The sequence below is a fragment of the Burkholderiales bacterium genome, from assembly GCA_015075645.1.
Classification (GTDB): Bacteria; Pseudomonadota; Gammaproteobacteria; order Burkholderiales; family Casimicrobiaceae; genus VBCG01.
Window position 1 is genome coordinate 45,334 of record JABTUF010000006.1, and the last position, 23,140, is coordinate 68,473.

The window sequence follows — 23,140 nt, forward strand, 5'->3', positions numbered from 1 at the left end:
GTCAGCCGATGCGGGAGGTCCGCAGGAGCTTCGAGACGTCCTTCGCCATCGCGCGGACGTCCGGATCGGACGGCCACGCGAGCACCTGGTTGCCCAGCGGGTCGACGAGGTAGATCGCGTCGGGACCTTTCGGCAGGCGTCCGGCCGAGCGAGCGTCCGCGCGGACCACGACGAGGTCCGGATGCTCGGCGAGCGTCGCGGGCCGCGGAGCGGCCGCGTCGGTGAGTAGCCACACGCGCACGACGCGCTCGCGATCCTTGCCCTGCATCGTGCGCGTCTGGCGCGTCGCGTACAGGCGCTTCGCGCAGGCGTCGTCGCAGGCGCCCCCCGCCGCGACCAGCACGACCCAATGGCCACGCTCGTCGGCGAGCGTCCAGGCGGCGCCGTCGGCGCGGACGCCGGCGAGGCCGGGCGCCGCCTGCGTCGGCAGCAGTTCGCCGTAGTTCGTCCTGTCGTGCGAGGGCAGCAGGAAGAACGCGACGAGCGAGGCGACGAGCGGCGCCGCGCACACCGCGAGGATCAGCCAGAGCGTGCGCAGGCCGCGCCGCGCCGCCGCGTCGCCGGTCACGGGCGCCCCGCGCGCATCCGGCGCCATGCGAAGCCGAGCCACAGCGCCGCAGCGAGCGAGGCGAAGGCGTACCACTGCAGCATGTAGTTGCGGTGCGTGTCGATCCCGAAGTCGGGATCGGGCCAGCGCCGGACCAGTCCGTCGGCCGCATCGCCCGCGTCCTCCTCGATCACGACCGGCAGCAGCGCGAGGCCGGTCGCGCGCGCGATGCGCGAGGGGTCGAGATTCTGGCGCACGCGCCCGGTCGGGCTGTCCTCGACCCACTCGAAGTAGCGCTTCGGCGGAAGCACGATGCGCCCGAGCACGCGCGCACGCCCCGCCGGCTCGGCCACCCGCGGCACGCGCGTCGTCCCGGCGCCGGCGGCGATCCATCCGCGATCGACGAGCACCGCACGCCCGTCGTCGAGCACGAGCGGCGTGACGACGTGGAAACCCGCGCGTCCTTCGTGGATCCGGTTGTCGATCATGATCTGCGCGTTGCCCCGCCACTCGCCCTCGATCGCCACGCGACGATACCTCCATGCCGCCCAGTCGTCGGTCGCGGGCAGGCGCACCGGGGCGTGCGCCGCGGCGGCATCGAGCGCGGCACGCTCGGCCTCCTTGGCGAGCATGCGCCCGCGCTGCCAATTGCCCGCGGACACCGTGAGCGCGATCGTCGCGAGCGTGGCCGCCGCGACGATCGCGCGGCGGACGCGTTCGCGGCGCGAGGCGTCCGCCATGGTGCTAGACTTCCCGGCGGGCGAGCGCTCGCCCGCGCGGCTCCATGAAGATCGTCGTCATCGCAGGATTGTGCGCCGTCGTGGTCGCGCTGTTCACGGCGCTCTATTTCCTCTACCACGACCAGGGGCGGGGCAACCGCGTCGTGATCGCGCTCGCGATCCGCGTCGGCCTCTCGGTCAGCGTGGTGGCGTTCCTGCTGCTGTCGTACGCCATGGGCTGGATCGGTCCGGGCGGCCTGCGCTGACCTCCGCGGACGCGAAGGCCGCACGGTCGCCCGCGCGGCCTTCGACCGACGACTCGCGCCGGGGCTACAGCCAGTAGACGAGCACGAAGAGCAGCAACCAGACCACGTCCACGAAGTGCCAGTACCACGCCGCGGCCTCGAACCCGAAGTGGTGCTGCGCGTCGAAGTGCCCCTTCAGCACCCGGCCGAGCATCACCGACAGCATGATCGCGCCGACGGTGACGTGCATTCCGTGGAAGCCGGTCAGCATGAAGAACGTCGAGCCGTAGACGCCCGAGCTGAGCTTCAGGTTGAGCTCGCTGTACGCGTGGACATACTCGTAGGCCTGGAAGCCGAGGAACGTGAAGCCCAGGGCGATCGTCGCGGCGAGCCAGAACGCGAGCCTGCCGCGCTGCCCGGCCTTGAGCGCGTGATGCGCGATCGTGAGCGTCACGCCCGAGGAGAGCAGCAGGATCGTGTTGAGCAGCGGAATGCCGATCGCACCCATCGGCGTGAACGACTGCTTGAGGTACGGGCCCTCGGTCGGCCACTGCGCCGCGTAGTCCGGCCACAGCAGGTCGCCGGTGACCGTTCCCGCGCCCAGCCCGGGGACCGACAGGTTGCGCACGTAGAACAGCGCCCCGAAGAACGCCGCGAAGAACATCACCTCGCTGAAGATGAACCAGCTCATCGCCCAGCGGAACGACGCGTCGACCTTCCGGCTGTAGATGCGCGCCTCGGATTCGCCGATGACCTTGCCGAACCAGCCGAAGAGCATGAACACGAGCGTCGCGAACCCCAGCGCGACCATCCAGGGCCCGACGCCGACGCCGTTGAACCACAGCGCGGCGCCCGACCCCATCAGGAGCAACGCCACCGCGCCGACGATCGGCCAGTGCGACGGCTGGGGGATGTAGTAGGCCGGCTGGCCGCCGTTCGTCGTCGAAACCATCGTGTCGTCTCCTCGCCTTCCTTCGATGTCCCGCGCGCGAGGGGTCACGAGCCCGTCGCCGCGCTCCCCTTGGCCGCCGCGGCCGCGTTCTCCACCTCGAAGAACGTGTACGACAGCGTGATCGTGTGCGTGTCGGCGGGCAGTTCGCCGTCGAGCACGAACACGACCGGCATGCGGCGCCGCTCGCCCGGCGCGAGCGTCTGCGTCGTGAAGCAGAAGCAGTCGAGCTTGCGGAAATACCGGCCGGCGCTCCTCGGCGCGTAGCTCGGGATCGCCTGGCCGATGACCGGACGCCCGGTCTCGTTGACGATCTCGAACTCGACCTGGTTGACCGCGCCCGGATGCACGTCGATCGCGGTCTCGAGCGGCCGGAACCGCCACGGCAGCCCCCGCGTGTTCGCGTCGAGTTCGACCCTGACCGTGCGCGTCGCGTCGACCTGCGTGTTCCGGACCTCGTCGGGCCGCGCGATGTCGCGCAGGCCGGTCACCCGGCAGATCTTGTCGTAGAACGGCACCAGCGCGTAGCCGAAAGCGAACATCGCGGCCGCGATCACGACGAGGCGCAGGAACAGGCCGCGGTTGTCCTCGCGCGTCGCGGCGGGGGCCTCGCTCATCGCGTCCGCCTCACTTCCGCCGCCCGAGGTGCCGCCCGATCCCCAGCAGCAGGAACAGGAACACCGCGGCGCCGACGATCGTCATGCCGATGCTCTGGTCGCCGAGGAGGCGCGAGGCGAACACGCCGAGGAAGAACACCACGGCGATCGACGCGAGGATCCACGCCGTGCGGCGGATGCTCGCACGGGTCTTCGGGTCGTCGGCCGGGCGGGGCTCGTCGGTCACGCGCGAAGGCTCACTTGACGACCGGAGGCGTCTCGAACGTGTGGTAGGGCGCCGGCGAGGGCACCGTCCACTCGAGCGTCGTCGCGCCTTCCCAGGGCTTCGCCGGCGCCTTCGCGCCGTCGCCGCGGATGCACTTCAGCACCGCGTAGAGGAACACGAGCTGCGAGAGACCGAAGCCGAACGCGCCGATCGACGAGAGCATGTTCCAGTCGGTGAACTGCGTCGCGTAGTCCGGGATCCGGCGCGGCATGCCGGCCAGCCCCGCGAAGTGCATCGGGAAGAACGCCACGTTGAAGAACACGAGCGACAGCCAGAAATGCCACCGGCCGAGCTTCTCGTCGTACATCGTGCCGGTCCACTTCGGGATCCAGTGGTAGACCGCGCCGAAGAACGCGAACAGGCTGCCCGCGACCATCACGTAGTGGAAGTGCGCGACCACGTAGTAGGTGTCGTGGAGCTGGATGTCCACCGGCACGATCGCGAGCACGAGGCCGGTGAAGCCCCCGATCGTGAACATGAACAGGAAGCCCAGCGCGAACAGCATCGGGGTCTCGAAGGTGATCGAGCCGCGCCACATCGTCGCGAGCCAGTTGAACACCTTCACGCCGGTGGGCACCGCGATCAGCATCGTCGCGTACATGTAGAAGAGCTGGCCCGCGGTCGGCATGCCCACCGTGAACATGTGGTGCGCCCACACGATGAACGACAGGATCGCGATGCCGGCGACCGCGTAGACCATCGACGCGTAGCCGAACAGCGGCTTGCGCGAGTAGACCGGGATGATCTCCGAGACGAGGCCGAACGCCGGCATGATGATGATGTAGACCTCGGGGTGCCCGAAGAACCAGAAGATGTGCTGGAACAGCACCGGGTCGCCGCCGCCGGCCGCGTTGAAGAACGAGGTGCCGAAGTGGCGGTCGGTGAGCAGCATCGTCACCGCGCCGGCGAGGACCGGCATCACGGCGATCAGCAGGTACGCGGTGATGAGCCAGGTCCAGCAGAACAGCGGCATCTTCATCAGCGTCATGCCGGGCGCGCGCAGGTTCAGGATCGTCGTGATGATGTTGATCGACCCCATGATCGACGACGCGCCCATGATGTGGATCGCGAAGATCGTGAAGTCCATCCCCATGCCGTTCTGGATCGTGAGCGGCGGGTACATCGTCCAGCCGGCGGCGACCGACCCGCCGGGCACGAACAGCGACGCGACCAGCATGATCGCGGCGGGCGGCAGCAGCCAGAAGCTCCAGTTGTTCATGCGCGCGAACGCCATGTCGGGCGCGCCGATCTGCAGCGGGATCATCCAGTTCGCGAAGCCGACGGCCGCGGGCATGATCGCGCCGAACACCATGATGAGGCCGTGCAGCGAGGTCATCTGGTTGAAGAACTCGGGGTGCACGATCTGCAGGCCGGGCTGGAACAATTCGGCGCGGATGGTGAGCGCCATCAGGCCGCCGACGATGAACATCGTGAAGCTGAACCACAGGTACAGCGTGCCGATGTCCTTGTGGTTGGTGGTCGTGATCCACCGCATGATTCCGCCCGGGCGGTGCGCGTGCTCGTCGTGACCGTGGTCGTGGCCGTGGGCGACGGGGTCGTGCGAAATGCTGCTCATCGACGTTCTCCTGGAATCGCTCTGGCGCGGCGCCGCGCGCGCGTCACTTGCTTCGGGCGGCCTGGATCTGGGCCGGCTGGATCGCCTGGCCGGTGCGGTTGCTCCAGGCGTTCCGCGTGTAGGTGATGACCGACGCGAGGTCGGTGTCGGACAGCTGCTTGAACGGCGCCATCGCGGTGTTCGGCCGGCCATCGAGCACCGTCGCGATCTGCGCGGCCGGCGGACCCAGCACGACCTTCGAGCCGTCGAGCGCCGGGAACGCGCCGGGCACGCCCTTGCCGGTCGCCTGGTGACAGGCCACGCAGTGGGCCGCGAACACCTTCTCGCCGCGCGCGACCAGATCCTTCATGTCCCAGACCTTCGACGGGTCCTCGGCCGCGGCGGCCGCCTTGCCCTTCTGCTCGGCCGCCCACTTCGCGTAGTCCTCCTTCGACCGCACGTCGACGACGATCGGCATGAACCCGTGCTCCTTGCCGCAGAGCTCCGCGCACTGGCCGCGGTAGACGCCGACCTTGTCCACCTTGAACCACGAGTCGCGGACGAATCCCGGAATGGCGTCCTGCTTCACGCCGAACGCCGGCACCCACCACGCGTGGATCACGTCGCCCGCCGTGATCAGCACGCGGACCTTGGTGTCGACCGGAACCACCATCGGGTTGTCGACCTCGAGCAGGTAGTGCTCGCCCCTGGGCTCGCGGCCCTCGATCTGCGCGAGCGGCGTCGCGAGGTTCGAGTAGAAGCCGAAGCCGTCCTGCAGGTAGTCGTAGTTCCACTTCCACTGGTAGCCGGTGACCTTGACGGTCAGCTCCGACGCCGAGGTGTCCTTCATCGCGAGGACGGTCTTCGTCGCGGGGTAGGCCATCGCGAGCAGGATCACGAACGGTATCACCGTCCACACGATCTCGACGACGGTGTTCTCGTGGAAGTGCTCCGCCTGGTGGCCGACCGACTTCCGGTGCTTGAACAGCGAATAGGTCAGCACGCCGAACACGCCGACGAAGATCACCGTGCAGACGACCATGATGAACACGTGCAGGTCGAACTGCTGGCGCGCGACCTCGGTGACCGGCGTCTGCAGGTTCCACGCGGGCACGGCGTGCGCCGCCAACGGCAGCGCCGCCAGCCCGGCGAAGGTTGCGGCGGCGAGGCCTCTGCCCCGGCTTCCCCTGGAATTGCGCTCCATGCTCTCCTCGTCGTCGACTGCTGCGGTCATTCCGATGCCTGTGCCACGACGCTCCGCACGCGCCTAGCGCTCGCGAAGCGCTCCCCTGATCGTCCGCGCGAGACCGGCGCGCTCGCAGGCCGCGAGCGTGTCGCCGAAGCGCACCTCGTCGCGGCCGCTGCGCAGCACGACGCGAGGCTCGCGCGCCCACCCCCGCGCGTCGACCTCGACGCGCAGCCACTGCCGGTTGAACTCGCGCCGGCTCCCTCGTCCGTGCCGCCATTGCTCGACGACCACGCGGTCGCCCTCGAGCGTCAGCCGGTCCACGTCGCCCGCGCGCCTCTCGATCAGCACGAACGCGACCGCGAGGCAGGCGAGTTCGAGCACCGAGTACGGCAACACCGGCCACGCCCCGCCGGCCACGAGCGCGAACGCGAGCGCGAGGCTCCCCGCCGCGAACGCGCCGTACACCGTCCAGCGCTGCCGGGACGCGAGCGAGTTGTTGCGGCTGGCGACGACGCGGAAGGCGGTGTCGGAGGGCGGGAGGCTGACCGTGACGGGCATCGAAGGCAAGGCCGGCCGGCCGGTTCAAGGACAGCGCGCCGCGCGGTCCCCGGAGCGGCGCGGCCGTTCGCGGAACGCGAAATCTTAACATGGATCATGGATCCGCCCCCGGCGCGGGCCGGCCCGGTTCTGTCGGCGGGCCGAACCCCGCCCGGGCGAGCGCGCCCGCGGGCAACGGGCCGCCTTCACCCCAGGCGAGGTCCGCCACCAGTGGCCCGGGGAGCCGCGCGGCGAGCGTCGTCACGCTCTCGTCGGCCGCTTCCATCGCGGGATCGATCCGGTTCGCGATCCAGCCGGCGAACGCGAGCCCCCGCGCGCGGATCGCCAGTTCGGCGGCCAGCGCGTGACCGAGGCACCCCAGCCGCACGCCGACCACCAGCAGGACCGGCGCGCGGAGCCGCTTCGCGACGTCGAGCATGTCGCATCCGCCCGAGAGCGGCACGAGCGGCCCGCCCGCCCCCTCGACGACGACGGCATCGGCGCGCTCCGCGAGGCGCGCGTGCGCGCGGGCGATGCGTTCGAGGTCGATCGCGCGCCGCTCGCGCGCCGCGGCCACGTGCGGCGCGATCGCGTCGGCGAACGCGTAGGGATTGCGGTCGGCGACCGGCGCGACGACGTTGCCGGCGCGCGCGAGGGCGTCGACGTCCGCGTTCGCGTGCGCGCCCGGATCGATGCCCGCCGCGACCGGCTTCATGCCGACCGCGCGGTACCCGGCGGCCGCGAGCGCGGACAGGAGCGCCACGCAGGCGTGCGTCTTGCCGATCCCGGTGTCGGTGCCGGTGACGAAGAGCGTGCGCGTCATCGGCGTGCGGACGCGCGGGAGCGCGCGCGGCCGGGGCCGCCGGCGGTCATCGCCGCCGCTCCAGGCGGACGATCGGCAGGCCCTCGGCGGTTCGCTTCGGCTCGCCCTTCCACGCGTGTCCGTAGACGACTTCGAAGGTCGCCGGCACCCGCCCGTCGCGCGCGAGCCCGGCGAGCGCGTCGACGACGGCCCGATGGCGCCGCCGGCCGGTGAGTCCGCGCGGGCGTCCCCGCGTCTGGTTGGTGGCGCCGATCGCCTTCAGTTCGGCGAGCAGCGCCCGAGGCGTCGCGTAGGTCACGGTGATCATCTCCATCTCGGTCACCGGATCGGCGAACCCCGCCTGCAGCAGCATGTCGCCCACGTCGTGCATGTCGGCGAAGCGCGCGACGTGGGTGTGCGCGTCGACGCCGGCGAAGGCCTCGCGCAGTTCGCGCAGCGTGTCGGGACCGAAGGTCGAGAACGCGAACAGGCCGCCCGTCGAGAGCACGCGCCGGCACTCGCGAAACGCGCGCGGCAGGTCGTCGACCCACTGCAGCACGAGGTTCGACCAGACCAGTTCCACGCTGCCCGCGGCGAGCGGGAGCGACGCGATGTCGGCGCAGGCGAACACCGGCGGGCGGGCACCGCGCGCGAGCGGGGCGACGAGCTTCGTGAACACCGAGCGGCCGCGCGCGGAACGTTCGCGCGCGGCGGCGACCATCGGACACGCGGCGTCGATCGCGACCACGCGCGCGCCGGGAAAGCGTGCCGCGAGTTCGCCGACCGCGCGGCCGGTGCCGCAGCCGCCGTCGAGGATCGTGGCCGGCGCGAGCTTCACGACGTCGAGGCGCGAGGCGAGCCGCGCGCCGATCTCGCGCTGCAGGATCGCGGCGCCGTCGTAGGTCGCCGCGGCGCGGCCGAAGGCGCGGCGCACCGCGCGCGGATCCGGCGCGCGAGGATCAGCCTGCGTCATGGAGGAAGCCGGCGAGCGCGCGGTCGAACGCCGCGCGATGCGAGAGGAACGGGGCATGCGCGGCACCGTCGATCCGTGCGAAGCGCGCGTCGGGCATCGCCCGCGCGAGCCACGCGCCCGCCGCCGCCGGCGCGAGCGTGTCGCGTTCGCCCGCGATCGCGAGCGCGGGCGCGGTCACCGACCGCACCTCGGCGCGGAGATCGGTGGCGGCGAGCACGCGAAGCGCTGCCGCGATCGACGATCGCTTCGGATCGCCCCGCGCGAAGAGCTGGCGACGCAGGTGGGCGAGCGCGCGCCGGCCCTCGTCGCTGCCCTGCACCTGCAGCGTCAGGAACCGCAGCAGCGTCTGGCGCCAGTCGGAGACGAGGTCGTCGCCGAAGCGCGCGAGCGTCGCGGCGGCCATCGCGTGCGGCCAGTCGGGCGCCGCGACGAAGCGCGGCGACGTGCAGACGAGCACGAGGCGCGTCACGCGGTCTCCCTCGCGCGACGCCCAGCGCAGCGCGACCTGCCCGCCGAACGACCAGCCCAGCACGGTGAGCGCCTCGCGCGCGCCGATCGAACGCGCGACCGCGTCGACGTACCCGTCGAGCGTGTCCGGCGCCGCGGCCTGCGACCTCCCGTGACCCGGAAGGTCGACCGCGTGCACGCGGAAGCGATCGGCGAGCCCGGGGAGGAGCGGCCCGAACAGGCCCGAGTGCATCGCCCAGCCGTGCAGCAGCACGAGCGGCGGGCCCGCGCCGACCGACTCGACGTGCAGTCCGGCGCGCTCGAGCGTCGCGCTCATCGTCCCTCGCGGGCGACGGCGTGCAGCGCGTCGAGCAACCGGTCGACGTCGGCCTCGACGTGCGCCGCCGAGAACGAGACGCGAAGCCGCGCCGTGCCCTCGGGAACGGTCGGCGGGCGGATGGCGGGCACGAACAGCCCGCGCGATTCGAGCGCGCGCGCGAGACCGACCGCGCGCAGGTTGTCGCCGACGACGAGCGGCTGGATCGGCGTCGTCGAGTCGCCGAGCTTCCAGGGGAGCGACGCCGCGCCCGCGCGAAACCGCGCGACGTGGCGCGCGAGCCGCGCCCGCCGGTCGTCGCCCTCGCGGAGCCTCGCGAGGCTCGCGAGGAGCGTCTGCGCGAGCATCGGCGGCGACGCGGTCGTGAACACGTAGGGCCGGGCCGTCTGCACGAGCGTCTCGATCACCGCGGGGTGCGCCGCGACGAACGCGCCGGCCACGCCCGCGGCCTTGCCGAGCGTACCCATCAGCACGATGCGCGGCGACGAGACGCGAAGCGCGGCGAGCGTGCCCCGGCCGCCGCCCAGCACGCCGAAGCCGTGCGCGTCGTCGACGACGAGCCAGGCGTCGTGCGCGTGGGCGAGCGCGGCGAGTTCCGCGAGCGGCGCGATGTCCCCGTCCATGCTGAACACCGCATCGGTCGCGATGAGCTTGCGCGGCGCGCGCGATTCGCGGAGCCGCCGGGCGAGCGCGCCGGTGTCGCGGTGCGCGTAGCGGACGAGCCGCGCGCGAGCGAGGAGCGCGCCGTCGTTGAGGCAGGCGTGGTTCAGGCGGTCCGCATGCACTTCGGTCTCGCGGTCGGCGAGCGCCGAGACGATCGCGAGGTTCGCGAGGTAGCCGGTCGAGAACGTCACCGCGCGCGCGCCCTCGCAGGGGCCCGCCCAGCGGGCGAGTTCGCCTTCGAGCGCCTCGTGCGGCGCGTAGTGGCCGCAGACGAGGTGCGAGGCGGTCGAGCCGACGCCCCAGCGATGCGCGGCCTGCGCGGCCGCGTCGGCGAGCGCCTCGTCGCCGGCGAGCCCGAGATAGTCGTTGCCCGCGAACGAGACGAGTTCGCGGCCATCGACGACGACGCGCGGGCCGGCCCGCGAGCCGATCGTGCGGCGCCGCCGCGCGAGGCCCGCCGCCTCGCGCGAGGCGAGCGCGCGCTCGAGCGACGCGATCAGCGGGTCGGACATGGGTCGCGCGCCGGGCCGCGGCCCGCGAACGCTAGGCGCCGGCGAGCCCGAGCTTCGCGAACAGCGCGCGGTCGTCCTCGACGTCGGGATTGCCGGTGGTGAGCAGCCGGTCGCCGTAGAAGATCGAGTTCGCGCCGGCGAGGAAGCACAGGGCCTGCACCGCCTCGCCCAGTTCGCGGCGACCGGCGGACAGGCGCACCATCGAGCGGGGCATCGTGATGCGCGCCGCCGCGATCGTGCGCACGAACTCGAGCGGCTCGATCGCGCGCTCGCCGTGCAGGACGTCGTGGAGCGGCGTGCCGGCGACCTGGACCAGGTGGTTGATCGGCACCGAATCGGGCGGCGGATCGAGGCTCGCGAGCGCGGCGATGAGCCCGGCGCGCGCGCGCCGCGACTCGCCCATGCCGACGATGCCGCCGCAGCACACGCGCAGGCCCGCCTCGCGCACGCGCGAGAGCGTGTCGAGGCGGTCCTGCTGCGCGCGCGTCGAGACGATCTCGCCGTAGAACTCGGGCGCGGTGTCGAGGTTGTGGTTGTAGTAGTCGAGGCCGGCGTCGCGCAGCGCCTCGGCCTGTCCGTCCTTCAGCATGCCGAGCGTGCAGCAGGTCTCGAGGCCGAGCGCCTTGACGCCGCGGACCATGTCGAGGACCGGCTCGAGGTCGCGGTCCTTCGGGCCGCGCCACGCCGCGCCCATGCAGAAGCGCGTCGCGCCGGCGGCCTTCGCGGCACGCGCCGCGCCGAGCACGGCGTCGAGCCCGAGCATCGCCTCCGCCGCGAGGCCGGTGCGGTGGCGCGCCGCCTGCGGACAGTACGCGCAGTCCTCCGGGCAGCCGCCGGTCTTCACCGACAGCAGCGTCGACAACTGGACCGCGTTCGGGTCGTGGTGCGCGCGGTGGACCTGCTGCGCCCGGAACACGAGATCGGAGAACGGCAGTTCGAAGAGCGCCTCCACGTCGTCGGTGGACCAGCGGGCCGGACGGCGTTCGGCCCCGAGGTCGGCGCGGCGATCGGCGCGGGCGTCCTGCGCGCGGAGATCCTGGGGTTCGTCGAGCATCGGTTCGGTCGTCGGTCGTAGCGCCGCCGGAACGGCGACGTCCTACAATCGCGGCGAGTGTCGAGGCCCCTGCGTGCGCTTGTCAAATGCCGTGACCGGAATGCTTGACAACTGGCGCGCCCGCTCGCGTGCGCTCGTCGCCGCGGCGTGGCCACCGCATTGCGTGCTCTGCGGTCGCGCGACGCCCGGCGGCCCGTGGTGCGCGCCCTGCGCCGAAGCCGTCGCGATGCCGGAGGGCGCCTGCCCGGCCTGCGCGCTGCCGTCTCCCGGCGGCGCCGCCTGCGGGCGGTGTCTCGTCCATCCCCCCGCGTTCGACGCGACGCTCGCCGTCGGCCCCTACCGCTTCCCGCTCGACCGGCTCGTGATTCGCCTCAAGTACGCGGGCCACCTGCCGCTCGCCTGCGCGCTCGGCCACCGGCTGGGCGAGGTCGCGCGCGCCTCGGGGGCCGCCGCGCGCGTCGAGGCGCTGGTGCCGATGCCGCTCGCCCCGGAACGTCAGCGCGAACGCGGCGCGAACCAGGCCCGCGAGATCGCGTGCGCGGCCGCTCGGACCACCCGACTGCCGATCGAAGGGGCGCTGCGCCGGACGCGTCACGCCGCTCCGCAAGCCTCGCTCGGGCGGCGCGAGCGCGCGCGCAGCCTGCGCGGGGCGTTCGTCGCGACCCGTCCGCTCGCCGGAGCGCGCCTCGCGCTGGTCGACGACGTGATGACGAGCGGCGCCACCGCGGCGGCCGCCGCGTCGGCGCTGCGCCGCGCCGGCGCCGCGCGCGTCGAGGTCTGGGTCGTCGCCCGCAGCCTCGCCGACTGAGAACCCGCGCCCGCGGCCCGCATGCGCACCGGATTCTTCCACGGCACCGGAGTCCACCGTGTTCGCGATCGTCCTCGTCCATCCGGAAATTCCGCCCAACACCGGCAACGTGATCCGGCTCGCGGCGAACACCGGATGCGAACTCCATCTGGTCGAGCCGCTCGGCTTCGCGATGTCCGACCGCGAGTTGAAGCGCGCCGGCCTCGACTACCACGAATACGCGCCGGTCCGCGTGCATCGCGACGTCGCCGCCTGCCGCGCCGTGCTCGACACCCCGCTCCCGCGCCGCTGGCTCGCCTTCACGACCCGCGCGACGCGCACGTTCCACGAGCACCGGTTCCACCCCGGCGACGCCCTGGTGTTCGGCCGCGAGTCCGACGGCCTGCCGGACGCCGTCGTGGCGGAGTTCGACGCCGCGTCGCTGCTGCGCATCCCGATGCGGCCCGGCATGAGGAGCCTCAACCTGTCGAACGCCGTGGCCGTGGCGGTGTACGAGGCGTGGCGGCAGAACGGGTTCGGCTGACGCCGACCGCCTCGCCGCGGACCCGCGTGGCGATCGCGCGATCGGCGGGTCGCCGCCGCGCGCGGCATGCCCTGCGCCGCCCGCGCGACGGGCGTATCATCGTATCGTTCCACGATGTATCGGCGCCGGCGACGGCGCCCTCGCGCGGAACGAACGCAGCATGACCACCGGTCGCCCCCCGACGCTCTCCGCGCTGCTCGCCCAGGTGCGCGGCTGCCGGGTCTGCGAACCGCACCTGCCGCTCGGGCCCCGTCCGGTGCTGCAGGTCGGCGCGGGCGCGCGCATCCTCGTCGTCGGCCAGGCGCCCGGCGCGCGCGTGCACGCCACCGGCGTTCCGTGGGACGACGCGAGCGGAGTGCGCCTGCGCACTTGGATGGGCGTCGGCGACGACGCGTTCTACGACGACGCGCGGATCGCCATCATCCCGATCGGCCTGTGCTATCCGGGCCGCGGGGCGAGCGGCGACCTGCCGCCGCGTCCCGAGTGCGCCGGGCTGTGGTTCGACCGGCTCGTCTCGCGCCTGCCGGACATCGCGTTGACGCTCGCCGTCGGCGACCACGCGCAGCGCCACGTCCTGCGCGGGCGCCGGAAGGGAACGCTGACCGCCACCGTGCGCGCGTGGCGCGAATACGCTCCGCGCGTCTTTCCGCTGCCGCATCCCTCGCCGCGCAACCAGCCGTGGCTCGCGCGCCACCCCTGGTTCGAGCGCGACCTCGTTCCGGAGCTTCGTGCGCGCGCGGGACACATCGCCCGTCAGGGCAGGAGGGCTCGACGATGAAGATCTCGATCAGGCGGGCGTACGAGGAAGCGGGCCCGGGCGACGGCTACCGGGTGCTGGTCGATCGCGTCTGGCCGAGGGGGCGCACGCGCGCGGACCTCGCGCTCGCGGAATGGGCGAAGGAACTCGGCCCGAGCACCGCGCTCCGCCGATGGTTCGGCCACGATCCGCGTCGCTGGGAGGCGTTTCGCGAGCGCTACCGGAAGGAACTCGCCGCCGCGGCGCAGCGCGCGCGGTTGCGGCAGGTGCTCGACGCCGCGGGCAAGGGACCGCTCACCCTGGTGTACGGCGCGAAGGACGAGGAGCACAACCAGGCGGTCGTCCTGCGCGATGAGCTCCTCCGCATGCTGACCCGCCGCTGACGACGCGCCCGCCCGCCGACCGGTCGTTCGACCGCGGGCCGAATCCCGGCCGGCGTGCGCCGCGAATCGCACCGCGCCCGACCCGAACGCGGGCGTACCCGCGTTCGCGCCGCCCGCACGGTTGATTAGAATCCGTTCGGCGCGCCTGCGCCGGCGGTACGCGTGTCGACGCGTCCTCCGGCGCCGTGCCCCACCTGCGCCCGGGCCCGCGCGCCCGGACCTCGTCAACCCCAGGGGAGCCCCCATGGCCGAAGCTTCGCCGTCCATGCATCAAGGCGGCGCGCAGCATCCGCGCGCCCACGCCGTCCTGTTCGTGAGCACGCTCGCGTTCATGGTCTGCTTCGCGGTCTGGATGATGTTCGGGGTGATCGGCATTCCGATCCGCGAGTCGCTCGGGCTCAACAACACCGAGTTCGGCCTGCTGACGTCGACGCCCGTGCTGTTCGGCGCGGCGATGCGCCTGCCGCTCGGCATCTGGACCGACCGCTTCGGCGGGCGGATCGTGATGACGGCGCTCCTGCTCTCGGCCGTGGCGCCGGTGTACCTGCTGAGCGAGGTCAGCGCGTACTGGCAGTTCCTCGCGATCGGGTTCCTGCTCGGCATCGTCGGCGCGGCGTTCGCGGTCGGCACGCCCTACTGCGCGCGCTTCTTCCCGAAGGAGAAGCGCGGCTTCGCGATGGGCGTTTTCGGAGCGGGGACGACCGGTGCGGCGCTGAACCTGTTCGTGGCGCCGCGCCTGATCGAGGCGTACGGCTGGCCGATGGTGCCGAAGGTCTACGCCGTCGCGCTCCTCGTCACCGCGGCGGTGTTCTGGCTCGGAAGCGCGCCCGACCCCGGCGCGGGCGCGGGCAGGGCCGCGCCCACGCTCCGCCAGCAGTTCGCGGTGCTCAAGGACTGGCGCGTCTGGAAGCTCTGCCAGTACTACTCGCTCGCCTTCGGCGGATTCACCGCGCTGTCGCTGTGGATGACGCAGTACTACGTCCAGGAGTACGGGCTCGACGTCAACGCCGCGGCGACCCTGGCGATCGCGTTCTCGCTCCCGGCCGGAGCGCTTCGCGCCGCGGGCGGCTGGATGTCCGACCGCTACGGCGCCCACGGCGTCACCTGGTGGGTGCTGTGGGTCGCGTGGATCGCGCTGTTCCTCATCTCGTATCCTCCGACCCAGCTGTCGGTGAAGACGATCGACGGTTCGGCGACGTTCCACCTCGCCTGGGCCGTGCTGCCGTTCACGCTGCTCCTCTTCGTGCTGGGCGTCGTGCTCGCGTTCGGCATGGCGTCGACCTTCAAGTACGTCAGCGACGAGTTCGCGGACAACCTCGGCGTCGTGAGCGGCATCGTGGGCCTCGCCGGCGGCCTCGGCGGATTCCTGCTGCCGATCCTGTGGGGCGTCGTGCTCGACCTCACGCGCATCCGCTCGAGCTGCTTCATGCTGCTCTACGGCATCGTGTGGGTGTCGCTGATCCTGATCTACTACACCGAGGTGCGCCGCTACCCGCTGGTGAAGCACGAGCCCTCGGCCGACGAGCGCCGCGCGCTGCAGGGCGGCGCGTCGTGAGGGTGTACACGTCGCGAATGCGGGTGTACGGTGGCGAACGACCGCGCGACCCGCGCGCGGCCCGGCTCGGATCCTCGAGACGGTGCGAAACGGTCGATCCGTGTCGCGCGTGCGGCCCGGTCCTGCGCCGCACGCGCGGCGCGACTCCGCGGAGAGCGTTGCCATGAGTCATTTTCTCGATCGCCTGATGTTCCTGACCGAGCGCCGCGAACCGTTCGCCGGAGGACACGGCGAGACCCGGAAGGAAGACCGCAAGTGGGAGGAGGGCTACCGGCTGCGCTGGCAGCACGACAAGATCGTGCGCTCGACCCACGGCGTGAACTGCACCGGCGGGTGCAGCTGGAAGATCTACGTCAAGGGCGGCATCGTGACCTGGGAGACGCAGCAGACCGACTATCCGCGCACGCGCCCGGGCATGCCGAACCACGAGCCGCGCGGCTGCTCGCGCGGCGCCTCCTACAGCTGGTACCTGTACAGCGCCAACCGGCTGAAGCACCCGATGGTGCGCGGCCGGCTCGTCCGGCTGTGGCGCGAGGCGCGCAAGACGCTCTCGCCGGTCGACGCCTGGGCCTCGATCGTCGAGGACGCCGCGAAGGCGTCGTCGTACAAGTCGATCCGCGGCCGCGGCGGCTTCGTGCGGACGACCTGGGACGAGGCGACCGAGATCGTCGCGGCCGCGAACGTCTACACGATCCGGCGCTACGGTCCCGACCGCGTCTGCGGCTTCTCGCCGATCCCCGCGATGTCGATGGTGTCGCACGCCTCCGGCGCGCGCTACCTCTCGCTCATCGGCGGCTCGCTGATCTCGTTCTACGACTGGTACTGCGACCTGCCGCCCTCCTCGCCGCAGACCTGGGGCGAGCAGACCGACGTGCCGGAGTCGGCCGACTGGTACAACTCGCAGTACATCATCGCGTGGGGCTCGAACGTCCCGCAGACGCGCACGCCCGACGCGCACTTCTTCGTCGAGGCCCGCTACAACGGCACGCGCGTCGTCTCGATCACGCCGGACTACGCCGAGGTGGCCAAGTTCGGCGACCTGTGGCTGCACCCGAAGCAGGGCACCGACGCCGCGCTCGGCATGGCGATGGGCCACGTGATCCTCAAGGAGTTCCACGTCGACCGCAAGGTGCCGTACTTCGACGACTACGCGCGCCGCTACACCGACCTGCCGCTGCTGGTGCGCCTGGTGAAGAACGGCGAGCGCTACGTTCCCGACCGCTACCTGCGAGCCTCCGACTTCGCCGACCGGCTGGGGCAGGCGAACAGCCCCGAGTGGAAGACCGTCGCGTTCGACGAGACCTCCGGCAAGCCGGTCGCGCCGCAGGGTTCGATCGGCTACCGCTGGGGCGCTCAGGTCGAGAAGGACCTCGGCAAGTGGAACCTCGAGACGAAGGACGGCGCGAGCGGGGCCGAGGTGAGGCTCGCGCTGTCGCTCCTCGAGGGCCGCGACGACGCGCTGCCGGTCGCGTTCCCCTACTTCGGCGGCACGCGGCACGAGCACTTCCCGGCGAACGACCAGGGCGGCGACGTCCTGGTGCGCAAGGTGCCGGTGCGCCGGCTCGCCACCGCCGACGGCGACGTCGTCGTGGCGACCGTGTTCGACCTCCTGTGCGCGAACTACGGCGTCGACCGCGGCCTCTCCGACGGCAGCGCGAAGTCCTACGACGACGACGTCCCGTACACGCCGAAGTGGCAGGAGGCGATCACCGGGGTGAAGGCCGAACTCGCGATCACCGTCGCGCGCGAGTTCGCGGAGACCGCGGAGAAGACCCGCGGTCGCGCGCAGATCATCATCGGCGCGGGCATGAACCACTGGTACCACCAGGACATGAACTACCGCGCCGTGATCAACATGGTCATGCTGTGCGGCTGCGTCGGCGTCTCGGGCGGCGGCTGGGCCCACTACGTCGGCCAGGAGAAGCTGCGGCCGCAGACCGGCTGGCAGGTGCTCGCGTTCGCGACCGACTGGGTGCGTCCGCCGCGCCAGATGAACGGCACCTCGTTCTTCTACGTCCACTCCGATCAGTGGCGCTACGAGAAGATCGACGTGGAGGGCCTGCTCTCGCCGCTCGCCGACCGCGCGCGCTACAGCGGCTCGATGATCGACTTCAACGTGCGGGCGGAGCGGATGGGCTGGCTGCCCTCGGCGCCGCAGCTCGAGACGAATCCGCTCGACGTCGCCGCCGCGGCCGCGAAGGCCGGGCTCGCGCCCGCCGACTACGTGGCGAAATCGCTCGAGGACGGCACGATCAAGCTCTCCTGCGAGGACCCCGACAATCCGGTCAACTACCCGCGCAACCTCTTCCTGTGGCGGTCGAACCTTCTCGGTTCGTCCGGCAAGGGCCACGAGTATTTCCTGCGCCACCTGATGGGCGCGCAGCACAGCGTCCTCGGGCCGGACCTCGGTGAATCGGGCGGCGCGAAGCCGGAGGAAGTCGCGTGGCACGACAAGGCGCCGGAGGGCAAGCTCGACCTCCTCACCGTGCTCGACTTCCGCATGTCGACCACCTGCCTGTACGCGGACGTCGTGCTGCCGACGGCGACCTGGTACGAGAAGAACGACCTCAACACGACCGACATGCACCCGTTCATCCACCCGCTCTCCGCGGCGGTGGACCCGGCGTGGGAGGCGAGGAGCGACTGGGAGATCTACAAGGGCATCGCGAAGAAGTTTTCGGCGCTCTGCGAGGGACGGCTCGGCGTCGAGCAGGACGTCGTGCTGCAGCCGATCCTGCACGACACGCCCGGCGAGATCGCGCAGCCGCTCGACGTGGCCGACTGGAAGCGCGGCGAGTGCAAGCTCGTCCCCGGGCGCACCGCGCCGTCGATCGTGGTCGTCGAGCGCGACTACCCCAACACCTACAAGCGCTACACCGCGCTCGGCCCGCTGGTCCGGAAGCTCGGCAACGGCGGCAAGGGCATCAGCTGGCCGATGGAGCGCGAGGTCGACGGCCTGGGCGCGCTCAACCACCGCGTCACCGAGGAGGGCGCGACGAAGGGCCTCCCGCGGATCGAGACCGACACCGACGCCGCGGAGGCGATTCTGCTGCTCGCCCCGGAGACCAACGGCGAGGTCGCGGTCCGGGCCTGGGACGCGCTGTCGCGGCAGACCGGCCGGTCGCACCGCCACCTGGCCGAGACGCGCGAGGACGAGAAGATCCGCTACCGCGACATCCAGGCGCAGCCGCGCAAGATCATCACCTCGCCGACCTGGTCGGGCATCGAGAGCGAGCACGTCAGCTACACGGCGGGGTACACCAACGTCGAGGAGCTGATCCCCTGGCGCACGCTCACCGGACGCCAGCAGTTCTACCAGGACCATCGCTGGATGCGCGACTTCGGCGAGGCGCTGTGCGTCTACAAGCCGCCGGTCGACACCCGCAGCGTCGAGGCGGTGCGCAGCCGCACGCCCAACGGCAACGCGGAGATCGTGCTCAACTTCATCACGCCGCACCAGAAGTGGGGCATCCACTCGACCTACACCGACAACCTGCTGATGCTGACGCTCTCGCGCGGCGGGCCGATCGTGTGGATCTCCGAGGTCGACGCGAGGAAGGCCGGCATCGTCGACAACGACTGGATCGAGCTCTACAACGCCAACGGTGCGCTGACCGCGCGCGCGGTCGTGAGCCAGCGCGTGCACGTCGGGATGTGCCTCATGTACCACGCGCAGGAGAAGATCGTGAACGTCCCGAAGTCCGAGGCGACCGGCCACCGCGGCGGCATCCACAACTCGGTGACCCGCACCGTGCTGAAGCCCACGCACATGATCGGCGGCTACGTGCAGCTCGCCTACGGGTTCAACTACTACGGCACCGTCGGCTCCAACCGCGACGAGTTCGTGATCGTGCGCAAGATGGACAGGGCGGACTGGATGGACAGGCCGCTCGCGAAGGCCGGGGAGTGACGTCATGAAGATCCGTGCGCAGATCGCGATGGTGCTGAACCTCGACAAGTGCATCGGGTGCCACACCTGCTCGGTCACCTGCAAGAACGTGTGGACCTCGCGCGTCGGGATGGAGTACGCGTGGTTCAACAACGTCGAGACCAAGCCGGGCATCGGCTACCCGAAGGACTGGGAGAACCAGGAACGCTGGAAGGGCGGCTGGGAGCGCAAGGGGGGCGGCATCCGGCTGAAGCAGGGCGGGAAGCTCGGGGTGCTGATGAAGATCTTCGCCAACCCGCACCTGCCGGAGATCGACGACTACTACGAGCCGTTCACCTACGACTACGAGTTCATCCAGACCGCGCCGGAGATGCCGACGCCGCCGACCGCGCGCCCGATCTCGGTCATCACGCGGCAGCGGATGGACAAGATCGAGTGGGGCCCGAACTGGGAGGAGATCCTCGGCGGCGAGTTCGCCAAGCGCTCGCAGGACGTCAACTTCGCGGACATCCAGAAGGACATCTACGGCGAGTTCGAGAACACGTTCATGATGTACCTGCCGAGGCTGTGCGAGCACTGCCTCAACCCCGCGTGCGTCGCGTCGTGCCCGTCGGGCTCGATCTACAAGCGCGAGGAGGACGGCATCGTCCTCATCGACCAGGACAAGTGCCGCGGCTGGCGGATGTGCGTGTCGGGCTGCCCGTACAAGAAGATCTACTACAACTGGAACTCCGGCAAGGCGGAGAAGTGCATCTTCTGCTATCCGCGCATCGAGGCCGGCCAGCCGACCGTGTGCTCGGAGACCTGCGTGGGACGCATCCGCTACCTCGGCGTGATGCTCTACGACGCCGACCGCATCGAGAGCGCCGCCGCCGCGGAGAACCCGCAGGATCTCTACCAGGCGCAGCTCGACATCTTCCTCGACCCGCACGACCCGGAGGTGCAGGCGCGCGCCCGCGCCGACGGAGTGCCGGAGAACTGGCTCGAGGCCGCGCGCCGCTCGCCCGCCTACAAGATGGCGATCGACTGGAAGATCGCCTTCCCGCTGCATCCCGAGTACCGCACGCTGCCGATGGTGTGGTACGTGCCGCCGCTCTCGCCGATCACCTCGCGCGCGAACGCGGGCCAGGTCGGTCAGGCGGACGGGCTGCCCGACGTCCGCAGCCTGCGCATCCCGGTGCGCTACCTCGCCAACCTGCTGACGGCGGGGAAGGAGGAGCCGGTCGTCCTCGCGCTCGAGCGGATGCTCGCGATGCGGGCGTTCTACCGCGAACGCCAGCTCGAGCGCCGCGACGACCCCGCGCTGCTCGAGCGCGTCGGCATGAGCGTCGCCGAGGTCGAGGACATGCACCGCTACCTCGCGATCGCCAACTACGAGGACCGGTTCGTGATCCCGACCACGCACCGCGAGTACGCCGAGACCGCGTACTACCTGCGCGGCGAATGCGGCTTCAGCTTCGGCAACGGCTGCTCCGACGGCCAGAGCGGCGCGACGCTGTTCGGCGGCAAGATGGGCGGCAAGCGGGTGTTCCCGATCCGCGTGCGCGGCGAGGACGGCCACGAGAAGATCGCCGACTATTGACCGCCGTGAACGACCTGACCGCCCTGCGCGCGCTCTCCGCGCTCCTCACCTATCCGCGGCCGGAACTCGTCGCCGCGCTGCCCGAGATCGGCGCGGCGCTCGACGCTGCCCGCGCCATTCCCCGGGCCGCGCGCGAGCGGCTCGCGGCGCTGGTCGCGGAGATGCGCGCCACCGACGGCATCGAGCTCGAGGGCCGCTACGTCGACCTGTTCGATCGCGGCCGGGCCACGTCGCTCCACCTGTTCGAGCACGTGCACGGCGAGTCGCGCGATCGCGGCATGGCGATGGTCGAGCTGAAGGAGATCTACGCGAACGCCGGCTATGCCCTCGCCGGCGGCGAGCTGCCCGACTACCTGCCGGTGGTCCTCGAGTACCTGTCGTGCCGCGATCCCGCGGAGGCGCACGCGATGCTCGGCGACTGCGCGCACGTGCTCCGCGGCATCGGCGAGGCGCTGGTCCGGCGCGACAGTCCCTACGCGGCGGTGTTCGACGCGCTGCTCGCGTTCGTGCGCGAGCCCGGGCTCGACTGGAGCACGGCGCGCGCAACGCAGCCGCCGGAGCCGGAGCCGTCGTTCGACGAGGACTGGGCCGAACAGCCGGCCTTCGCTCCGGCGCCCCCGGGGCGCACCGGAGCGCCGGAATCCGCACCGATCCACTTCGTGCCGCGCAAGCCGGTGGCCTGAGAAGCCATGAACGCATCCTGCAACGCCGCGTTGCGCGCTGCCCACCCGCGAGGAACCCTCCGATGACCGCGACCTCGTACCTCCACTCGTTCGTGTTCGGCATCTTCCCGTACATCGCGCTGGCGGTGTTCTTCCTCGGCAGCCTCGTGCGCTTCGACCGGGACCAGTACACCTGGAAGAGCGACTCGTCGCAGATCCTGCGGCGGCGCGAGCTGCGCTGGGGCTCGAACCTCTTCCACTTCGGGATCCTCGTGGTGTTCTTCGGCCACCTGTTCGGCTTCCTCGTCCCCGAGCCGATCGCCGACGTGTTCATGACGCCGACAGAGCACGCGCTGCTCGCGATCGTCGGCGGAGGCGTCGCCGGCGCCTGCGCCCTCGTCGGGCTGACGATGCTGATCCACCGCCGGCTGGCCGACCGCAGGATCCACGCGAACACCCGGACCTGGGACATCGCGATCCTCGCGCTCCTGTGGATCCAGCTCGTCCTCGGGCTGTGGACGATCTATTTCTCGGCCCGGCACCTCGACGGCGCCATGTTCCTGCAACTCGTCGCCTACGTGCAGGGCATCGTGATCTTCCGCGGCGGCAACGCCGAACTCCTCGTCGGTGTGCCCTGGGTCTACCAGGCGCACATCGCGCTCGGGCTCACGATCTTCCTCGTGTTCCCGTTCACGCGCATGGCGCACATCTGGAGCGGATTCGCGACCGTGGCCTATCTCTTCCGGCCGCCGCAGCTCGTCCGCACGCGCGGCCGCAATCCGCGCGAGAGCTTCCCGGCCCCGGCCGGCGACGAGTGAACCCCGACCCGCCCGCGGCGGCCGCGACGGCGATCGCGATCAACGGCGTCGACGTCGACGTCGCCGGACATGCGACGCCGCAGGCGGCGGCGGCGCGCGAGTTGCTGCGGCAACGCGCGGTCGCGGCGGGTTCGCTGGCCGAAGGCGCCGCGTCGGAGGCGGTGGACGCCGCGATCGAGCGCCTGCTCGAACGCGAGGTGGCCACGCCCGAGCCGACCGAGGCGGAATGCCGTCGCCACTACGACGCCAACGCGAAGCGGTTCATGGCGGGCGAACTCGTCGCGGTGCGCCACATCCTGTTCCAGGTGGCGCCGGGCGTGCCCGTGAACGCGCTCCGTGCCCGGGCGGAGGCCACGCTCGCCGAAGTGCTGAAGGCGCCGGAACGCTTCGAGGCGCTCGCGCGCGAATGGTCGAACTGCCCGTCGGCGCAGCACGGCGGCAGTCTCGGGCAGATCCAGCGCGGCGAAACGGTCCCGGAGTTCGAGCAGGCGCTCTTCGACGGCGCCTGGACCGGGATCGGCGCCCAGCTGGTGAAGACGCGCTACGGCTTCCACATCGTCGCCGTCGACCATCGCGCGTCCGGCAGCCTGTTGCCGTTCGAGGCCGTGCGCGCCGCCATCGCCGATCGGCTGCGCGAACGCGTCCTGCGCCGCGCGCTCGAGCAGTACGTCCGCGTGCTCGCGGGGCAGGCCGACGTGCGCGGCGTCGACCTCGACGCCGTCGCGACACCGCTCGTCCAGTAGCACGCGCCG

Annotated in this window: 24 protein-coding genes; 11 read left to right on the plus strand and 13 right to left on the minus strand. The window is 71.6% G+C overall.

Annotation, left to right across the window (positions count from 1 at the left end; all coding sequences use genetic code 11):
• Position 1: 1 nt before the first annotated feature.
• Positions 2 to 568 (minus strand): cytochrome C oxidase subunit I, encoded by a 567-nt coding sequence (locus HS109_15840; GenBank protein ID MBE7523836.1) that lies wholly within the window; start codon positions 566 to 568, stop codon positions 2 to 4.
• Positions 565 to 1,287 carry an SURF1 family protein gene (locus HS109_15845; protein ID MBE7523837.1) on the minus strand — a complete coding sequence of 241 codons (723 nt, stop codon included), beginning with the start codon at positions 1,285 to 1,287 and terminating at the stop codon, positions 565 to 567. The genes HS109_15840 and HS109_15845 overlap by 4 nt, the downstream gene beginning before the upstream one ends.
• A 44-nt stretch (positions 1,288 to 1,331) precedes the next feature.
• On the opposite strand from HS109_15845, the gene HS109_15850 reads away from it, so the two are divergent.
• Complete coding sequence (locus HS109_15850) at positions 1,332 to 1,532, plus strand: twin transmembrane helix small protein (protein MBE7523838.1); 201 nt, start codon at positions 1,332 to 1,334, stop codon at positions 1,530 to 1,532.
• A 64-nt stretch (positions 1,533 to 1,596) separates the two neighbouring features.
• Here the strand turns inward: HS109_15850 and HS109_15855 are convergent, their stop codons facing one another.
• From HS109_15855 to bioB, 11 genes are all read right to left on the minus strand, one after another.
• The gene (locus HS109_15855; protein ID MBE7523839.1) at positions 1,597 to 2,463 is read right to left on the minus strand and encodes a cytochrome c oxidase subunit 3; all 867 of its coding nucleotides are present in this window, start codon (positions 2,461 to 2,463) and stop codon (positions 1,597 to 1,599) included.
• Positions 2,464 to 2,507: 44 nt separating this feature from the next.
• Positions 2,508 to 3,077 carry a cytochrome c oxidase assembly protein gene (locus HS109_15860; GenBank protein MBE7523840.1) on the minus strand — a complete coding sequence of 190 codons (570 nt, stop codon included), beginning with the start codon at positions 3,075 to 3,077 and terminating at the stop codon, positions 2,508 to 2,510.
• A 10-nt stretch (positions 3,078 to 3,087) separates the two neighbouring features.
• Entirely contained in the window at positions 3,088 to 3,303 is a 216-nt protein-coding gene (locus tag HS109_15865) for a hypothetical protein (protein ID MBE7523841.1), read from the minus strand.
• 10 nt (positions 3,304 to 3,313) lie between these two features.
• Positions 3,314 to 4,918 carry a cytochrome c oxidase subunit I gene (ctaD, locus tag HS109_15870; protein ID MBE7523842.1) on the minus strand — a complete coding sequence of 535 codons (1,605 nt, stop codon included), beginning with the start codon at positions 4,916 to 4,918 and terminating at the stop codon, positions 3,314 to 3,316.
• A 43-nt stretch (positions 4,919 to 4,961) separates the two neighbouring features.
• A complete protein-coding gene (gene coxB / locus HS109_15875; GenBank protein ID MBE7523843.1) occupies positions 4,962 to 6,101 on the minus strand; it encodes a cytochrome c oxidase subunit II in 1,140 nt (379 codons plus the stop codon).
• A gap of 63 nt (positions 6,102 to 6,164) precedes the next feature.
• Positions 6,165 to 6,644 carry a DUF2244 domain-containing protein gene (locus HS109_15880; protein ID MBE7523844.1) on the minus strand — a complete coding sequence of 160 codons (480 nt, stop codon included), beginning with the start codon at positions 6,642 to 6,644 and terminating at the stop codon, positions 6,165 to 6,167.
• A 94-nt stretch (positions 6,645 to 6,738) separates the two neighbouring features.
• Positions 6,739 to 7,446: a dethiobiotin synthase gene (bioD, locus tag HS109_15885; protein MBE7523845.1), complete on the minus strand. Its 708-nt coding sequence runs from the start codon at positions 7,444 to 7,446 to the stop codon at positions 6,739 to 6,741.
• Positions 7,447 to 7,492: 46 nt separating this feature from the next.
• On the minus strand, positions 7,493 to 8,398 hold the full coding sequence (gene bioC, locus HS109_15890; GenBank protein MBE7523846.1) for a malonyl-ACP O-methyltransferase BioC: 906 nt from the start codon (positions 8,396 to 8,398) through the stop codon (positions 7,493 to 7,495).
• The gene (gene bioH, locus HS109_15895; protein MBE7523847.1) at positions 8,385 to 9,182 is read right to left on the minus strand and encodes a pimeloyl-ACP methyl ester esterase BioH; all 798 of its coding nucleotides are present in this window, start codon (positions 9,180 to 9,182) and stop codon (positions 8,385 to 8,387) included. The genes bioC and bioH overlap by 14 nt, the downstream gene beginning before the upstream one ends.
• Positions 9,179 to 10,357: an 8-amino-7-oxononanoate synthase gene (gene bioF, locus HS109_15900; protein MBE7523848.1), complete on the minus strand. Its 1,179-nt coding sequence runs from the start codon at positions 10,355 to 10,357 to the stop codon at positions 9,179 to 9,181. Before bioF ends, bioH begins: the two co-directional genes overlap by 4 nt.
• Positions 10,358 to 10,388: 31 nt before the next feature.
• Positions 10,389 to 11,411: a biotin synthase BioB gene (bioB, locus tag HS109_15905; GenBank protein MBE7523849.1), complete on the minus strand. Its 1,023-nt coding sequence runs from the start codon at positions 11,409 to 11,411 to the stop codon at positions 10,389 to 10,391.
• Between the two features lie 91 nt (positions 11,412 to 11,502).
• Here bioB and HS109_15910 point away from each other — a divergent pair, with 91 nt between their 5' ends.
• The 10 genes from HS109_15910 to HS109_15955 all read left to right on the plus strand — a co-directional run bounded on the left by HS109_15910 (position 11,503) and on the right by HS109_15955 (position 23,131).
• Positions 11,503 to 12,219, plus strand: a complete 717-nt coding sequence (locus tag HS109_15910; GenBank protein ID MBE7523850.1) for a ComF family protein — start codon at positions 11,503 to 11,505, stop codon at positions 12,217 to 12,219.
• Positions 12,220 to 12,277: 58 nt separating this feature from the next.
• Positions 12,278 to 12,742, plus strand: coding sequence for a tRNA (cytidine(34)-2'-O)-methyltransferase (locus tag HS109_15915; protein MBE7523851.1), 465 nt, complete (start codon positions 12,278 to 12,280; stop codon positions 12,740 to 12,742).
• 160 nt (positions 12,743 to 12,902) lie between these two features.
• Positions 12,903 to 13,520, plus strand: coding sequence for a uracil-DNA glycosylase family protein (locus HS109_15920; GenBank protein MBE7523852.1), 618 nt, complete (start codon positions 12,903 to 12,905; stop codon positions 13,518 to 13,520).
• Positions 13,517 to 13,882: a DUF488 family protein gene (locus HS109_15925; GenBank protein ID MBE7523853.1), complete on the plus strand. Its 366-nt coding sequence runs from the start codon at positions 13,517 to 13,519 to the stop codon at positions 13,880 to 13,882. The genes HS109_15920 and HS109_15925 overlap by 4 nt, the downstream gene beginning before the upstream one ends.
• Before the next feature lie 244 nt (positions 13,883 to 14,126).
• The gene (locus HS109_15930) at positions 14,127 to 15,437 is read left to right on the plus strand and encodes a NarK/NasA family nitrate transporter (GenBank protein ID MBE7523854.1); all 1,311 of its coding nucleotides are present in this window, start codon (positions 14,127 to 14,129) and stop codon (positions 15,435 to 15,437) included.
• A gap of 163 nt (positions 15,438 to 15,600) precedes the next feature.
• Positions 15,601 to 19,347 (plus strand): nitrate reductase subunit alpha, encoded by a 3,747-nt coding sequence (locus HS109_15935; protein MBE7523855.1) that lies wholly within the window; start codon positions 15,601 to 15,603, stop codon positions 19,345 to 19,347.
• 4 nt (positions 19,348 to 19,351) lie between these two features.
• Complete coding sequence (narH, locus tag HS109_15940) at positions 19,352 to 20,908, plus strand: nitrate reductase subunit beta (protein ID MBE7523856.1); 1,557 nt, start codon at positions 19,352 to 19,354, stop codon at positions 20,906 to 20,908.
• A gap of 5 nt (positions 20,909 to 20,913) precedes the next feature.
• Positions 20,914 to 21,591, plus strand: a complete 678-nt coding sequence (gene narJ, locus HS109_15945; GenBank protein ID MBE7523857.1) for a nitrate reductase molybdenum cofactor assembly chaperone — start codon at positions 20,914 to 20,916, stop codon at positions 21,589 to 21,591.
• A gap of 62 nt (positions 21,592 to 21,653) precedes the next feature.
• Positions 21,654 to 22,388, plus strand: coding sequence for a respiratory nitrate reductase subunit gamma (gene narI / locus HS109_15950; GenBank protein ID MBE7523858.1), 735 nt, complete (start codon positions 21,654 to 21,656; stop codon positions 22,386 to 22,388).
• Positions 22,385 to 23,131 (plus strand): peptidylprolyl isomerase, encoded by a 747-nt coding sequence (locus tag HS109_15955; protein MBE7523859.1) that lies wholly within the window; start codon positions 22,385 to 22,387, stop codon positions 23,129 to 23,131. The genes narI and HS109_15955 overlap by 4 nt, the downstream gene beginning before the upstream one ends.
• Positions 23,132 to 23,140 lie beyond the last annotated feature (9 nt).

Coding starts and splice junctions, on each gene's coding strand:
- HS109_15845 (MBE7523837.1), bottom strand. CDS start 1,287: ATGGCGGACGCCTCGCGCCGCGAACGCGTCCGCCGCGCGATCGTCGCG.
- HS109_15850 (MBE7523838.1), top strand. CDS start 1,332: ATGAAGATCGTCGTCATCGCAGGATTGTGCGCCGTCGTGGTCGCGCTG.
- HS109_15855 (MBE7523839.1), bottom strand. CDS start 2,463: ATGGTTTCGACGACGAACGGCGGCCAGCCGGCCTACTACATCCCCCAG.
- HS109_15860 (MBE7523840.1), bottom strand. CDS start 3,077: ATGAGCGAGGCCCCCGCCGCGACGCGCGAGGACAACCGCGGCCTGTTC.
- ctaD (MBE7523842.1), bottom strand. CDS start 4,918: ATGAGCAGCATTTCGCACGACCCCGTCGCCCACGGCCACGACCACGGT.
- coxB (MBE7523843.1), bottom strand. CDS start 6,101: ATGGAGCGCAATTCCAGGGGAAGCCGGGGCAGAGGCCTCGCCGCCGCA.
- HS109_15880 (MBE7523844.1), bottom strand. CDS start 6,644: ATGCCCGTCACGGTCAGCCTCCCGCCCTCCGACACCGCCTTCCGCGTC.
- bioD (MBE7523845.1), bottom strand. CDS start 7,446: ATGACGCGCACGCTCTTCGTCACCGGCACCGACACCGGGATCGGCAAG.
- bioC (MBE7523846.1), bottom strand. CDS start 8,398: ATGACGCAGGCTGATCCTCGCGCGCCGGATCCGCGCGCGGTGCGCCGC.
- bioH (MBE7523847.1), bottom strand. CDS start 9,182: ATGAGCGCGACGCTCGAGCGCGCCGGACTGCACGTCGAGTCGGTCGGC.
- bioF (MBE7523848.1), bottom strand. CDS start 10,357: ATGTCCGACCCGCTGATCGCGTCGCTCGAGCGCGCGCTCGCCTCGCGC.
- bioB (MBE7523849.1), bottom strand. CDS start 11,411: ATGCTCGACGAACCCCAGGATCTCCGCGCGCAGGACGCCCGCGCCGAT.
- HS109_15920 (MBE7523852.1), top strand. CDS start 12,903: ATGACCACCGGTCGCCCCCCGACGCTCTCCGCGCTGCTCGCCCAGGTG.
- HS109_15925 (MBE7523853.1), top strand. CDS start 13,517: ATGAAGATCTCGATCAGGCGGGCGTACGAGGAAGCGGGCCCGGGCGAC.
- HS109_15930 (MBE7523854.1), top strand. CDS start 14,127: ATGGCCGAAGCTTCGCCGTCCATGCATCAAGGCGGCGCGCAGCATCCG.
- HS109_15935 (MBE7523855.1), top strand. CDS start 15,601: ATGAGTCATTTTCTCGATCGCCTGATGTTCCTGACCGAGCGCCGCGAA.
- narH (MBE7523856.1), top strand. CDS start 19,352: ATGAAGATCCGTGCGCAGATCGCGATGGTGCTGAACCTCGACAAGTGC.
- narI (MBE7523858.1), top strand. CDS start 21,654: ATGACCGCGACCTCGTACCTCCACTCGTTCGTGTTCGGCATCTTCCCG.